Source organism: Paenibacillus xylanexedens (assembly GCF_001908275.1).
Lineage (GTDB): Bacteria > Bacillota > Bacilli > Paenibacillales > Paenibacillaceae > Paenibacillus > Paenibacillus xylanexedens_A.
On sequence record NZ_CP018620.1, the window covers coordinates 5,531,132 to 5,546,086 of the forward strand.

The window sequence follows — 14,955 nt, forward strand, 5'->3', positions numbered from 1 at the left end:
TAAATCAATATATTTTAATTGTAACATAGTTATTCAAGTCATGTGGTTCTTGGGTAATAGTTGATAACTAACATTCCACAATAACCTAACTACTCACCAGGAGGAACATACATGAAATTTCTGTTAATTATCATCATTATTATTTTGATTGTAGTCTTTTTTACCAGACGCAAACGTTAAAATAAGATCCGTTATGTAAGTGAGAAAGGAAGATGGGTATGAGAACCCTCTTTTTTATATTCATGGTACTCTGTATCATCAATCTCTGTTTTCCAAAATTCGGCTGGTATCTGCGCTATGGCTGGATTTCCCAGGGTGAAGCCGAACCCAGCAGGCCTTATATGACTATGGTCAGAACGACCAGCCTGCTGATGTTGCTTATCGCCTTCACACTTGCTATGGCATGAACTATAGGCATTAGAAGATGACTGCCCTGTTGGGCAGTTTTTTGTGATGAAATGACGGGAAAATGATAACTTTGTTTGTGGTGCAATGATGACAATGCCCGTAGTATAGATATATCGTTTCGGAAAGGACATCATTGGCATGAACATCGCATTTTATCCGTACTGGGCCGCCAAAACGCTGCTCTCGCTTATTAATGTCATATATATCATGGTCATTACTACATTTATATACGGTCTCACTGGATCGGTACTCTCTGCTGCAATGTTTCCACTGATTCAGATCATTGCACGCATAATAGCAGGTCTCACTTTGCCATTACTTGTGAACCGTTTCCCATTCTCCAGACTATTGATCAGCATTTCCATAGCCAAAACATTAATCATGACCTGTATAGCCATTTCGTTGAATCACTTGATTTCACAACTGCCGCTTCTATTGCTCGGAGTGATTGTACTATCCTTCTTGGACGGATGGGAAACTCCGTTACTGAAGACTTTAACGCCACGATTGGTTCAAGGTGAAGACCTTATAAAAGCAAATAGCCTACTATCTTTCTCCAATCAGACTGTAACCATTGTCGGTTACGCCATGACGGGATTCGCCGTGATGAACTGGGGGGCGTCACAGACCTTCTGGGCAGCTACAAGCCTGTCCTGGGCCGTTCTGATCTTCATGATTGCCATGGGCTCGCTCACACGGAATGTAGAACAACCTCAGAAATCTGCTGTATCGCGGAATGTATTGAGGGAAGGTTGGAGTATACTTTGGAAGAATCCAACCTTACGACTGATTACGCTTATGGACATTGCCCAGGCTCTTGCGGGTTCCATCTGGATCGGAGCTGTTACGCTAGCCTTTGCAAAAGAAGCTCTGGGACGAGGAGAAGGTTGGTGGGGACTCATGAACTCGAGTTACGCTGCTGGAACCATGCTTGGAGGTATTCTGGCTCTTGCACTAGCCAAACGTATTCAGAAGCATCTAATCGCTAGTATGACCATGGGTTCTCTTCTCTTCAGCCTACTGACCGTCGTTTATGGTCTAAACAACCTGCCATGGCTCGCTCTGGTGTTATGCATACTCAAGGGTCCAGTTCATCAGATTCGTGATGTGGCTCAGCAGACAGCGCTTCAGAACAGTGTACCTGTCGAATCCCTAAACAAGGTATACGCCACTCATGGCGTCCTGATATCCACCGTTATGAGTGTATCCATAGTCATCTTTGGTCTAGTCGCCGATCAACTGGGCGTTCGATGGGTATACCTTATCGGCGGAGCCTTGTTTATTGTGTCTGCGATATGCTCATTATCGTTGAGCAGGGTTCACAGGAACCAGCCCATTGCTAAACATACGAAAAATATGTAAATCAAAAGAGACGAGCAACATTCTGCTCGTCCCTCACAATCTCAATCCAATCGATAATCTGTCAGCGGCCTGCCTTTTTTATAATACAAAGTAGGTGACAATATATTGAAGAAAATATGCACATCCGGCATGTATGCTTCTTCCAAAATAGCTTGCACCGACGATGCAATCCGATTATGAATCTCCTGGTCACGTTGAAACATCAGAATCTCTATAGAAGCCGGAGAAGGTGTTAGCGCTTGTACATCATGACGCTCTGCCTTCATTCTCTCTTTTGGAATATGAGTAATTAGGGCCATCTGCTCTGTAATTTGGGGTACAACTTCCTCTAGCTGAGGACCAGTGAATCCTTTAAAGCGAATAAACGGCATTGCTATCCCTTCAATCTCTGTTAATAGTCTCTTATGTGATTTTAAGCACATTGTTTTCAGTTGTCAAATGTCATGGATGGCATATGTTGCTTCTTATAAACAGGAAAAGCCCCGCTGAAGTCTCAGCGGAGCCACTGTTTGCACGTTTCTACACGTGACTTACAGCCAGAAAGATTTTGTGATGATCACGAGCAGGATGAAAAGCACAAGAATTGCACTTGTAGAAGTCCATCCGCCACCAGCATTACAACAACCGTATCCAACTTGACTCATTTGATTGGCCTCCTTTGAATTTCAAGGTATGCCATAACATATGCGTATTCCGTGCAAGTGACCGGGCGAATCGGCAAGTTCAACAGCCCATTCATCTGGGATCCATACCCGTTAATTTAACCGGATGGGGCTATGGAAATTTTCAGTTGTTTTTCTTGTGACTCCTGAGGTGAAGGGTCTGTATTTCCTCTGTCCAGAAGGATTGTACGAGTACGTGTATCACTTCGGGATGCCAGAACAACCTCTCCATCAGGTGTTATACAATAGGCGATCGGAATGGAGATCTCGCTATCATGGTACGAACCATCCGCATGGCTTGTGCCCATGACAATACATTGATGCTTCATGGCGATCTGCCGAGCCTCTTCGGCCCACTCACTGTACTGCTCTTCACTGAACATGCCCACACCAATGGAATGCATCACAATGTCCACATCCCCTATATTCTCATTGCGAAATCCTTGCAGAACCAGCTCATCACACAACAAAGTGCTTATTACCCAACCCTGTTCCTCAACCGTCTCAGCAGGTGTATATTTAGCTTTCACCAATACAATCTCTCCAGCCTTACTGATGATAATCGATCGGTCCTTTGGACGTTCGTCCAACCTGCGATGACCTGATACAATCATGGTTCCATATTCAGCCGCCAGGCGGCAAGCGTCTTTGACATTCTGGTTCAGATAACCTTCAGGAAAGAGCAATACATCTGCATCCGGGTGTTGCTTGAGTTCGGCTTCAAGCTGCAACAAATCCTGTTCGAGCCTCGGTTGTCCAATGATAATCTTCATCTGGTATCCCCCATTCATAAATAAAAGCCGGTTCATACCTGAATAAGGTACGAAACCGGCTTAAAGGTTGTACGGACAGGTAATATTCCTGCTCAACGCACTTCGCTTCAAGAGTAATTGGTTCTCATGTTATTGCTCGGTGAAACAATTACCTTTACAGTTGAATGATATGTAGTTAGGCATTTCTACGTTCAATACTATTATATATAGCCTGCCCATCATAGCTTCGATCTGTAGCGATATCCTTAGCCAATAGTATCGAATCAGCAGTCGCTGCTGGATTCGCACCCAACGCTCCCAGCACCGCCACAAATGGATAAAACATTATGGTCAGAATCTTTTTCATAACATCAGCTCCTTTTTCGTTTAACATAATTTAATGTACCTTCAATCCTTAAGCAACGAAATAATCTCATCTACAACAAGTGCAGGATTCTCTAAATGTACGTAATGGCCAGAACCTTCGACGGTAATATGATTGGCTTTATCGGATAGAGTAGCCAGGTCTTCTTGCAATTCTGCCCACTTCACTTCCATCTCAGGACCCATTCCGTGTTCCGTCGCTGAAATCACCGTTAATGGAGTATGGCGCAATGCATCATTTTTACGTATTTTACCAACAAATGAAAAGCTTTTTGTCACTTCCGTATAGTCGCCCTCTGCTGAAAACTGCGACTTGTATAAATCTATAATCTCTGGTGGTAATGTTGCCAAAATTGCCTCTTCCTGATTTTCATGAGAAGAGTCTATCAGAACTGCGCCAGCCACTTCAGAAGTATAACGATCAGCAAATGCTCTGACATTCAAACCTCCAATACTATGTCCAACCAGTAAATATGGCCCAGGTATATTAGCTTTTCTTAGCAACTTATGCAATTCTTTCACTTGTTGTTTCGTCGTTTTATCTTTATTTGTATCTCCGCTAAATCCAAGTCCAGCACGATCATAAGATACTGTCAAAGTATGCTTTGCTATCTCAGATTGAACTTCTGACCAGATCGTTGAACTATCTCCATATCCACTAATAAAAACTACCGTGGGAAAAGAATGTTTTATTCCTTGTATTTCGGCATATAACGATACTCCGTTACTAACTTCATACAAACCACTCGAACCGACCTGGCTTGATTTCCCTTCTACTAATTCTGAAGGAATCAGAAACACGAGACAAAACGTCAAAATTAAAACTAATTTACTCTTCATTAAATATCCTCCTTAAAATATGAAGTAGATTATATGAAAAGTATATCTACAATGGGTCATTATGTAAATTAAAGAATTATATTCTTTAATTTGTATCTGGTCTCATTTCAGTCCAATACAAATAAACAGCACACCCCCGTATTCATACGGAGCCGTACTGTTTATTAGCCTATAAAAATATCACTCGAAACTTCTCAGTAAATCCCCTGCCTCTTCATGATCAGGTTCCAGAGCCAATACTTTATGCGTATATGACAGGGTTTCTTCTTCCAGTTCAAGTTCATAACAGCACACAGCCAAATCGTATAAGACGGCTGGATTATGGTTACTCGGATCTGCAACCAATGATATCTCCAGAAACCGTTTTGCATCCTCGTACATATACATCTCATATAATAGCTGCCCTGCCAAAAATGCGAGACCTCCTTGCTGCTCCATCACATAGTAGGACGACCACATCGTATGAATACCAGACTGAATATCGAGCATTTCCTCATCACTTGCGTCAGGAAGAAGACTGGAAATGTGGGTAGCACTGTGAATCAAGAACTCAGCATCATATCCACCCAGACGCCAAAACGGCAAAATATGCTTTAACTCCATACTCTCTATTCGAGAGTCTACCCATTGTTTCATGCTGAAAAAGTCATCTGGTCCAAACCGTTCAACAAATCGATGGTAAGCCAGACGTGTGTTCACATAACTAATGGGTTCTTCAACCATCAACATGCACCCAACATTCAGATCTTTATAATGATGTGTTGTGAATCGTGTATGGGCACCCTGTTGTTCCAAGACATATTGAATGGCATGGTAGTTAGCCGTTAGAGAAAAACTCCCGTGAAGAACAAATTCAGGTGGCTCTGCGAACTTCCAGTTATCCAGGCGATGATCCCCTTTATCAGCGGTAATCAACACATAACCTGACTGTGACAGTTTGTTCAACCGTTCGAGACAGGACAACCCGATTGAAGGGAACAGAATGTGCGAATCCTCCAGTTCCTCTTTGTACAATGTGATAAGCTCCTGATACGGATAGTTATCCGCACTGTATTCGGGCGCTCGGCGATACTCATAACTCAGCGTCATGTTCTTCAACATCTCAGCGGGCTCAAGATCAAGACGCCGATCCGGAGACTGAACAAGCAGATCGCACTCATAGATCTCGCCATCCCCAATGTAGATTAATTCCTGTGGAATGCTGTCAAAAAAGTAATTAGCAATCAACAACAACGGTTGTTTCAGATCACCGGGCCGAATAACCGTGCCTGCAACGACCAGATTCAATTCTGTATCCGTTACAGCATCAAAACGTGCAAAATCCACTATACCTTGTTCAATAAAGGATTGCATGGATGGATGCTCTTTCCATCCCAGCACATTCTCTGCAACCAGATCCGTCATCACATATCTGAAAGGCGGTAACTGTATTCCAGCAAATTCTTTTAACTCAATCAGTTTCAGGAGAACTTGATGTGCCAAACGCCCTACACCCGCTCCAAGTTCAAGAATGGTTATGGTCTCGCTGATCTTTCCTTTGTTCGAGAGGTCCTGAAGAAAACCAAAGATCATCTCTGCATACGCCGTGGCAATCATCGGATTACTCGTAATATATTGAGGGACTTGGTTCTCTGTCCAAGCTTGTAGCCCCTTCTGTTCATAATAAGCTCTCTGCCAATCCCATACTGGAGCTTCACTGTAACGAAAACGTTGACTTTCATTTGACGTCATTAAACGGAAACCTGCTTTCTATCACTAATTTCATACGTTTCTCAGATGTTCACGTATTATTTTATTTCCAATACCATTCAATCTCTGTAATGCATTATATCATAGAACCCCACCTACTCGATGAAGTTCAGTTTTCCCCTTCAACAGAAAAAAAACCTGCTTTTGAGGGCAGGTCCTTGAGGCCTTTCAATTAAGAAGACTATTGATCTAGTTTACTTAGGCAAGGACGCTCAACATTAGTCGGAATACACAGCTCCATCAAAGTTCTCAGGGCCTACACGGATCGTACCGAGCAAGTTGGAACTGATAAATGCAGTGTACGTCAATTGAGGCGTGATAGGCGGGTTGAAGTCATCCGCAGAGAACGTAATAATCTGAGGTGCAAGGACACTCAAGCTGAACGTAGACGTTGCGGAATAAATCACAGGGTCCGTTGACAAAGTCCCCCTAACAATTGTAATGGTTACACCAACGAGTGCCAAAGGAAGTTGCACAGACACCGTACCTTTGAATTGTACCCGTGGGTTTGCCCCTGCTCCTGCTGTTTGCAGACCAATCTGGCCGAATAATTGTGGTGTATTAATAACCAGGATTGGTATTGCAATAGAGTTAGCCAAACTCGCATTCTGAGATGTTCTTGCATCAAGAAATTGACTCATGAAATCTACCTCCTATGGGTTGGGATAAGGTAGTATATGCGAGATTTGAGATATGGCATGGACATACATCGTGATTCGAAAAAAAGGGCATACTAGAAAGACACCATTACAAGATACCTTTTACTTCAGAGCTTACATGCAGACAGAAAAAAACCCTTGCTAGGCAAGGGTTTTAAGAGTATGGGCCCTACAGGACTCGAACCTGTGACCAATCGGTTATGAGCCGACCGCTCTAACCAACTGAGCTAAGGGCCCTAGACATAATGTATAACGTGCAGATGATGGCTGTGAATCATCCAAGTGAAACTAAATTGCGGGGGCAGGATTTGAACCTGCGGCCTTCGGGTTATGAGCCCGACGAGCTACCGGGCTGCTCCACCCCGCGTCAGTAAGAAATATTAAAACAGCGACTTAATTAATATACACCATTCTATCCCGATAAGTCAAGGGGTAATGTCAGGGAATAAACCGTACACCATAACGTCCTTTACGTGATCGATAAACTTCCACTTCCGCTGGTTCATTATGCCCGTAAATCCACCCATCCTGCTCCATACGTTTGGCCAGACATCCTGCCTGAAATTTGGTTGCATACAACTTGCTGAAATATACCCAGTGCATACCGCTCGTCCTTTCCGGAGTCGTCATTTATTCCTGCTTTTTGTAGAATACCCCATTTTCATAAAAATAGCCGCCAAAGATTAAAATCTTCAGCGGCTATCCTTAACTTATAAATATGACTACTTCATCAAATCTCATTGAAACGTAGCTTTAGGATCCTTTTTCAATTTCTCCAGCATCTCGTTTCCTTTAGCTGCCCACTCACCAAGCGCTTCTTTTGGTGTCTTTTTGTTCTCTAGTACTTGGTTGAAATATTCCATACCTTTTTCATTGACTTGCCATAAGCCTGGGGATTTTTGATACATTTTATCCAGATTGGTATTGGTTGGCGGAATCGGCTTCAGCGCATAGAATGCTTGAATGTTATAATCCAGGCCGTCTTTGGGTTTAATGAAGCTCTTCCGTGATACCATCTCATAGCTGCTACGTGCTTTGATCTTGGCCCAGTCCTCACTGTTCATGTACTTGATCAGTTCCCACGCATCATCCGGGTTCTGAGCCGCACTATTAATCGCCATGAGGTTGCTCAGGTAGATGCTACCTCCAATTTCAGGAGCTTCCGGGTGAACTGGAGGTGTTACCACATCCCAATCCACTTTCGTAAAGTCTTTCATTTTATCCGCATTTTTATTGGCATCAATTAATTGATTAATATAGCTGTAATCACCAATAACCATGGCTGACTTGCCACTCAGGAATAGGTCACCCTGTACCGGATCATAACGCCCACTCGGATTCTGATCCTGTGGTTCGTCGCCTTTAGGAATAACTTTGTCAATCGCAAGTTTGCTGATGGTGCTCCACACTTTCTCCCATTGAGGAGAATCTACTGTCATCTTCTCTGCTTTGTCATCAAACGTCTTCAGCTGCAACGAGCTGTAGTACTGCTGCATGGAGTAGTACGGCGAACCACCCTGATATGTCGTGAAGGAGAAACCAAATACATGATCTTTACCTTCACCTTTCGTTAGACGGGTACCCAGATTGAAAATATCGTCCCATGTCATGTTGTCCGTTGGCGGTTCCACGCCTGCTTTTTCAAACATACCTTTGTTATAGAACAAAGCCGATGAGGAGAACGTTGGTGTCAATGCATAAATGCTCTGATCCCCAAGGTCCTTAATTCCCTCCAGTACACTAGGCACGATATCACTGGTATCAAACTTATCTTCCTGCATCAGTGGGTCCAGCTGTTTCACCAGATTCTCCTGAATTAATGATTTCACTGTGGCGGTATCGGCCACGATAACGTCAACCGGGTTATCCCCAGTCATAATCTTCTTCAGACTTTCCATTGTATCCGGGACTTCCGGCTGTTCTTCCGTGTTGCCATACCCATACATACTGCTCTGATCAACAGCAGCTACAATCTCGATGGTTACATTGGGATGTGTCAGTTCAAAAGCATCGGTGAATTGCTGACGGAAGTAACTGTCATCCTGTCCTCCCCACAACGTAGCCACGCGTAATACACGCTGCTCGGTATCCTTGGCCTCACTTGCCGTACAGCCGGCAATCAGCGGCAGTGCTAGCGTCGCAGTAGCGATGACAGCCAGCACACGTTTTCCCCACATACTATTCTTCATTTCCCAGTTCCCCCTCTTAATTATCTTGGCGGTGTGATAACAATACGTTCACCGTCAAATTCCAATGTAGCCCGGTTATCAATGGATAAGGCCTCCAGATACTCTTTTGGCACCTGAAGACGTCCTGCACGGTCTATAATGACAAATGCTTCATGGATGTCTGGCATACCCGCCTCGGACAAGTTATGCTCATCATCCAGATTCGGGTTGCGCTTCACAAACTCGGTACTGGTCAAGCCGTCCCGAATCGCAACGATCCGGTCCACCTTGCCAGCAAGCGTCAAGTCATGGGTAACGATGACAATCGTAACGCCAAGTTCCTTGTTCATTCTGCGGAAAATGCCCATGATTGTATCACAAGTCTCGGAATCGACCGAACCTGTAGGTTCATCTGCAAGCAAAATTTTGGGACGATTGGATAATGAGATCGCAATCGCTACCCGTTGTTGCTCTCCTCCTGACAATTGATGCAATTTGTTATGCATCCGATCCTTAAGGCCTACCCATTCGAGCAACTGTTTCGCGTAAGCACGATCACGCTTGCCTCCCAGAATCATGGGAGTCTCCACATTTTCCAGTGCAGTGAGATAAGGCAGCAAGTTACGACCGTTATTTTGCCAGATAAAACCTACTGTATGACGTTTGTATTCGACCAATTGGGCATCTGTCATCTTGAGCAAATCCCAGTCTCCCACAACAGCCGTACCAGCCGTAGGACGATCAAGGCCGCCCAGAATATTCAGCAGCGTGGATTTACCGCTACCGCTGTTACCGATGATGGCCATCATTTCACCTTGATTGACAGTCAGGTTGAGACCCTGAAGGGCAACGACTTCCACATCGCTGGATTTAAAAATTTTGACAAGTCCTTCGCACTGGATCACGTTTACCTCTCCTCTCCCATTTTGACTGCCTGGTGAACCCGCAATCTGCGAATCTGCCAGAGCAACATCGTTGCACCAATGACCAGCATCACTACGGTGACCCCATACAGTTGCAACATATCTTGCTGTTCAAACACAATCCGGAACGGAGGTACCTGAGCAGATACATTATCCGTCGTTTGCAGGAATGGCAGGAATAAACGACTGGATACCTGACCAATCCCAATACCTAGCAGGATCGACAGCCCCGCTGTGAACACCTGCTCCAGCAGCAGCATACCGCTCAGTTGTGCCCGGGATAAGCCCATGGCCCGTAATACACCAAACTGCACAACACGTCCGGACAAATTGAAGAACCAGTACAGCACGTATCCGATCAACGAGATAATAACCGATACTAGGAATCCAAGGCTCAGTATCCCGAATACGCCACCTCTTGACGGATGTTTAGCCTGAGATACCAATTCTGTGCGAACGTCACGCACAGAAGATAACTCGATACCTTCTGCTGCGAGTTTCTCCATTAATGGAGCCACTTTGGCATCCGGTTCCATTTTCAGCCACACCTCATAAGGAATCAAAGGCACCTGATCATAGATATAATCCAGATTCGCCACGAAGAATGGCATCTGATCTGGATACTGGGCTGGCCAGTAAGGAATAATTCCGAAGACTACAAATTCAATCGCCTGTCCCTGTACACCCATGGAGACGAGGTCTCCAGTTTTGAGTTTGAATTTGTCAGCAAATTTGGAGGAGATCAATACAGCCCCTTCATATTTACCAAGCAAGTCAAGGTACTTGTAAGGATGTGCCGGGAACAGATCGTTGCGGAACCAAGCCACTTGAGCAAAGTCCACATTATCAATTCCGACCAGCATTCCCTGTCCACCCGATTTACCAGAGACGATAATATTGCCTTTGGTCTGCAGCACGCGTGCTGCATGTTCAACCCCGTCTAATCTGCGGAACACTTCGAATGGAGGTTCGGAGTAGATGACTTTGGATGGCTGCGAAGAACCGCCGCCACCACCTGGAGCACCTCCACCGCCATTGCCTCCGCCGGAACCACCACCAGCAGAACCTCCTCCTCCATTGCCACCACCTTGTTGACCTCCACCCGTACCGCCATTTTGTCCGGAACCACCAGGTTTAACCTCAGGTGTCCCTTCCCACACAGTCTGCATAATCACATCAGAACCATAACGGTACAAGGTACGCTCAGTGGAATTCAGATCAATCGTCCGAGCCGCAGCCGAGTTGTACACCCCAAGTCCCAGTGTCAGTACAAGGAGGATCATCAGCGGATAATAGGAAGAAGATGAACGCGATAGCTGTGTTAATGTCAGATACAACGGGACCGGGAGAAATTTGCGACCGATCAACTGAATAAGCTTCAATATCCACGGGAACAAGCGCAGGAAGAATAGTCCAAGCGCAAAGATCGCGAGTGCGGGTACAAAAAACAGAAACGGCTGTACCTGCAACTGATCCGTTGTCATTCCGGTCTGGAAGGTCAACATCTGACGTTCATAGAACATGTAGTATCCATATCCAGCCAGACCCAGCAACACAACATCCAGAAACCAGCGTTGCCATACTGGAGCACGGTCTGTCCGTGCCTGCCGCCGTTTGGCAGATACAATGGTTGCCCGTGCATAGGTTATCGCAGGGATAAGTGATGCGATAATCGCAACAAGGACCGCTGCTACGCCCAGGAGAATAGCTTCTTTTGATACACCGATCGGAATAGACTTCCGATCTACGAACGAGAGAAATCCACTTGCTGAACCGATACTCTTGGCCATAAACCAACCGAGCAACGGCCCAATAACCAGCGCAATAGCGCCCAGAAATATGCCTTCAAGCAGATAGAGAGAGAAGATCTGCCGAGCTGAAGCTCCACGGCTTCGCAATACCGCAATATCACTCTCTTGCTTCTGTAATGACTGTCTGGCGTTCATTGCAATAAAATAAAAGACCATCGCAATCATCGGTGCTGCCAAGGTAAACAACATGGTCTGCAGTTGCAGACTCTGACTGCGGAACTGCTTGAGCAGATCACCAAAGGTGATGTCCACTTTTGTATCTTTCAGCCTCTGGTACAGATCGATATCCAGCCTTTCCAGCATGGAAGTCAGACCTGATAACTGGCTGGTTTGAATTTCTTTCAGATCAAAGGCATAATACCAACGTGAATTTTGAAGTGGAATCCCTTTTTCCTTCAGTAAAACATCATTAAAAACCGATTCATCCACATATAGTCCATTCATCATGCCGTCAAATCCTTGTACCCAGTAAGGGCTGTTTGGATCATCTGCCTTGAAGGACCCCGTAATCTTCACACGTAACGTGATATCAAGACCGCTATACACCGGATATTCCAGAATGTCACCGATATGCAGGTCGTTACGGTACATGCCCTCTTCCAACATGACTGCCTCGATCGTGTCATCTTTGACCTGGTTTCCAGGTTTCACCCCGGCAGAGTAATTCACCTGTGCATCCAGCCCACTCATCGTACCCAGACTCATACTGCGCGCCCTGCTGGCATCCACTTTGGTTGGATCTTCCGGGCTCACCTCTGTGCTGCGAATGGATCTCGAATTCACATACGTATGAAAAGGAAACCCGATGTCGCGAGGAACATCCTCACGAATATAACGATCTACTTCGTCCAGACCCCGAGTGTCTGTCTTCACGCCACCAGGTGCCTGATAACTCATAAGCAACGAACCGGCTGGCAACCCTTCACTGTTATCCTGCAGCGTTTGCGCGACGACCCGTTTCAACGCACCATCGGCATACATTGGAATACTGACGGTGAACGCTACCGCCACAATCAATCCGATCAGTGTGCTGAAGGTCATCCAGCGCGTGTTCCACATTTTGCGGAACAGCAGCCGAAGCAATGGCAGCCCCATTAGCGTCCCACTACTTTCTGACCTACGGTCAGACCTTTCAGAATCTCAACATCTGTCGATGTCTGCTGTCCAACTTCAACGTCCACTTCACGCTTGCTTCCATCAGTTTCCACGACTTGTACGTACGTTCTTGAACCGATGGAGCGTAAAGCGGATACAGGAATCACAATCGCGTTCTCGGTACGCTGCGTTACAATCGAGACCGATAGTGGTGTGCCACGTTCGACGCCTTTTGGCATTTTTGCAAGTGTAACGATAACATACTTATCCAGCGTTTCCTTGGTTGGAGGCGTAACGCCTTCACCCGTCCCTTCGCCACTGCCGCTTCCCGATGCTTCCGCGATAGGCATAACTTTAATTTTGCCAGCGACTTTACCGGCTCCATTAATATCTACTTCTGCCTTCATACCAGCCGAGAACTTCTCCAGATCTTCCTTGGCAAAGGTAGCTGCCACAACCAGATTCGATGTATCCGCAATCGTAGCAATCGGATCATACGCTTTCACAGCTGTACCCTTCTCTACCTGCACAGCAATAACGGTACCGCCAAACGGAGCTGTCAACGTGGCTTTGCCCAGTTGTTCCTCCAGATCAGCGAGTTCCTGGCGCAGTTCTTCAAACGCAATCGTTGCTTCTTCGAACTCCACCGGGTCCATCTCATCCTTCTTGCGGAGTGTTTCCTTCATTTGAACTTCGGATTTGCGAATAGCCAGTTTCTTGCCACGGATCTCTTTCTCTACACTTTCCACATCGAGCACGGCGAGAAGTTGGCCCTTTTTCACTTTATCCCCTGGTTTAACATTTAACTCTTTGACATGCATGCCATCAAGCGTGAAGTACACCTTCTCTTCCCGCTGACTCATCATCTTGCCACTACCACTTACTTTTTTCTCCAACGTTTCCGTCCGGACTTCATATTCCGGTTTCTTGGAGATCGTTGGTGGTGTGATAGGCGGAAGCACTTCTTCCTCTGTTTCTGACGGCAGCAATGAGCAACCGGACATCGTTGCAACCATTATTGCACCAAGTACAATAAGTGCTGCGCGTTTCCCCCTCTTCGGAGCGGCCCCTTTACTTGATAAATCTGCCGTCCGCCATTTCATAAACATGGTCCGCAACCTCCAAAATTGTAGGATCGTGTGTAGTCATACATATTGTTACTTGTTCTACTTCAATAATATTGCGGAATACGGCCATGACCTGAGCGCCCATCTTGGAATCCAGTTCAGCTGTAGGTTCATCCGCAAGCAACAATCTGGGTCTATGGGCAATCGCCTTGGCTATAGCCACCCGCTGTTGCTCTCCCCCGGACATCTCGAAAGGTCGGTGCTTCACCCGTTTGGATAGTCCAACCAGATCCAGACAGTGACCAACCCTGTCCTTCCATTCCGCTCGCGGAACGTCCGCCATTCGCAGCGACAGTTCTACATTTTCCCAAGCAGATAATAAGGGCATGAGTGCATATGCCTGAAAAATAAAACCGATCTCTTTGCGCCGCAAAGCGGTCCGTCGTCGGTCTCCCCAATCCTGAAGAGGCTGGCCGGAGAATAGAATATCTCCACTTGAAGGCTGATCGAGTCCACCGAGCATATTCAGTAACGTTGTTTTGCCTGAGCCCGATCGCCCCTTCAGCATGACCAGTTGTTGCGGATTCACTTCCATATCAATGCCTTTGAGCACATGGATAATGCGACTGCCTGTCTGGAAACTGCGATGCACGTTACGCACCTCCAGTACAGGTCCATCATATGGAGGCAGCATATCCTTCTTTGGTTTGATCTTCTTCTGGGGTTCACCAACGGTGGTGACAGCAGCTGCAGCCACTTCATCTGAAGCGATTTCACTTTCAGGTAACGGAGGTTCACTCGTCGGGTGATCGTGTTCATTGTTGTATGTATTTTCTCCCGAAACCGTCGATGCCTCCAGCTGCGCTTCCCCCTGTTGATATTCCTCGCTTGACTGGCTCTTGGCAGGTCTTTTTCTGAGAAATAAATTCTTCATGCCAGCAATCACGCTCATCCTTTCTTGATATCCCGATCATTTCTTCAAAAAACCTAAAATTAGAAATCTGTTCCAACCTACACTGAATTATAAACGACCGATCCCAACTAAAGGTTACAAGCTTTTTACAACGGTAGAGGG

General features: G+C 45.8%; 15 protein-coding genes and 2 tRNA genes. 1 reads left to right on the plus strand and 16 read right to left on the minus strand.

Features of this window, described 5'->3' with window-relative positions; translation table 11 throughout:
* Positions 1-191 precede the first annotated feature (191 nt).
* Positions 192-554: a hypothetical protein gene (locus BS614_RS32635; protein WP_157116192.1), complete on the minus strand. Its 363-nt coding sequence runs from the start codon at positions 552-554 to the stop codon at positions 192-194.
* Between BS614_RS32635 and BS614_RS24215 the strand changes: the two genes are divergently transcribed.
* Positions 547-1,770 (plus strand): MFS transporter, encoded by a 1,224-nt coding sequence (locus tag BS614_RS24215; RefSeq protein ID WP_074095826.1) that lies wholly within the window; start codon positions 547-549, stop codon positions 1,768-1,770. The genes BS614_RS32635 and BS614_RS24215 overlap by 8 nt on opposite strands.
* Before the next feature lie 41 nt (positions 1,771-1,811).
* Here BS614_RS24215 and BS614_RS24220 read toward each other — a convergent pair whose 3' ends face one another.
* From BS614_RS24220 to BS614_RS24280, 15 genes are all read right to left on the minus strand, one after another.
* Positions 1,812-2,141, minus strand: a complete 330-nt coding sequence (locus BS614_RS24220; RefSeq protein ID WP_074095827.1) for a DUF1904 family protein — start codon at positions 2,139-2,141, stop codon at positions 1,812-1,814.
* A 159-nt stretch (positions 2,142-2,300) separates the two neighbouring features.
* A complete protein-coding gene (locus BS614_RS31310; protein ID WP_082219140.1) occupies positions 2,301-2,414 on the minus strand; it encodes a YjcZ family sporulation protein in 114 nt (37 codons plus the stop codon).
* A gap of 116 nt (positions 2,415-2,530) precedes the next feature.
* Positions 2,531-3,205 carry a hypothetical protein gene (locus BS614_RS24225; protein WP_074095828.1) on the minus strand — a complete coding sequence of 225 codons (675 nt, stop codon included), beginning with the start codon at positions 3,203-3,205 and terminating at the stop codon, positions 2,531-2,533.
* 175 nt (positions 3,206-3,380) lie between these two features.
* Positions 3,381-3,551, minus strand: coding sequence for a hypothetical protein (locus tag BS614_RS24230; RefSeq protein WP_167544416.1), 171 nt, complete (start codon positions 3,549-3,551; stop codon positions 3,381-3,383).
* A gap of 41 nt (positions 3,552-3,592) precedes the next feature.
* Positions 3,593-4,408 (minus strand): alpha/beta fold hydrolase, encoded by an 816-nt coding sequence (locus BS614_RS24235; RefSeq protein ID WP_074095830.1) that lies wholly within the window; start codon positions 4,406-4,408, stop codon positions 3,593-3,595.
* A 180-nt stretch (positions 4,409-4,588) separates the two neighbouring features.
* Complete coding sequence (locus BS614_RS24240) at positions 4,589-6,139, minus strand: hypothetical protein (protein ID WP_074095831.1); 1,551 nt, start codon at positions 6,137-6,139, stop codon at positions 4,589-4,591.
* Positions 6,140-6,375: 236 nt separating this feature from the next.
* A complete protein-coding gene (locus BS614_RS24245) occupies positions 6,376-6,798 on the minus strand; it encodes a hypothetical protein (RefSeq protein WP_074095832.1) in 423 nt (140 codons plus the stop codon).
* Positions 6,799-6,979: 181 nt separating this feature from the next.
* A tRNA-Ile gene (locus tag BS614_RS24250) sits at positions 6,980-7,053 on the minus strand.
* A 56-nt stretch (positions 7,054-7,109) separates the two neighbouring features.
* Positions 7,110-7,183: transfer RNA gene (locus tag BS614_RS24255), tRNA-Met, on the minus strand.
* Between the two features lie 71 nt (positions 7,184-7,254).
* A complete protein-coding gene (locus tag BS614_RS31870; protein WP_047843730.1) occupies positions 7,255-7,446 on the minus strand; it encodes a hypothetical protein in 192 nt (63 codons plus the stop codon).
* 107 nt (positions 7,447-7,553) lie between these two features.
* Positions 7,554-9,005 carry an ABC transporter substrate-binding protein gene (locus BS614_RS24260; RefSeq protein WP_074095833.1) on the minus strand — a complete coding sequence of 484 codons (1,452 nt, stop codon included), beginning with the start codon at positions 9,003-9,005 and terminating at the stop codon, positions 7,554-7,556.
* 20 nt (positions 9,006-9,025) lie between these two features.
* Positions 9,026-9,889: an ABC transporter ATP-binding protein gene (locus tag BS614_RS24265; protein WP_036614799.1), complete on the minus strand. Its 864-nt coding sequence runs from the start codon at positions 9,887-9,889 to the stop codon at positions 9,026-9,028.
* Between the two features lie 2 nt (positions 9,890-9,891).
* Positions 9,892-12,813: an ABC transporter permease gene (locus BS614_RS24270; RefSeq protein WP_074095834.1), complete on the minus strand. Its 2,922-nt coding sequence runs from the start codon at positions 12,811-12,813 to the stop codon at positions 9,892-9,894.
* Entirely contained in the window at positions 12,813-13,922 is a 1,110-nt protein-coding gene (locus BS614_RS24275) for an efflux RND transporter periplasmic adaptor subunit (protein ID WP_074095835.1), read from the minus strand. Before BS614_RS24275 ends, BS614_RS24270 begins: the two co-directional genes overlap by 1 nt.
* Positions 13,885-14,832, minus strand: coding sequence for an ABC transporter ATP-binding protein (locus BS614_RS24280; RefSeq protein ID WP_074095836.1), 948 nt, complete (start codon positions 14,830-14,832; stop codon positions 13,885-13,887). Before BS614_RS24280 ends, BS614_RS24275 begins: the two co-directional genes overlap by 38 nt.
* Positions 14,833-14,955: the final 123 nt, after the last annotated feature.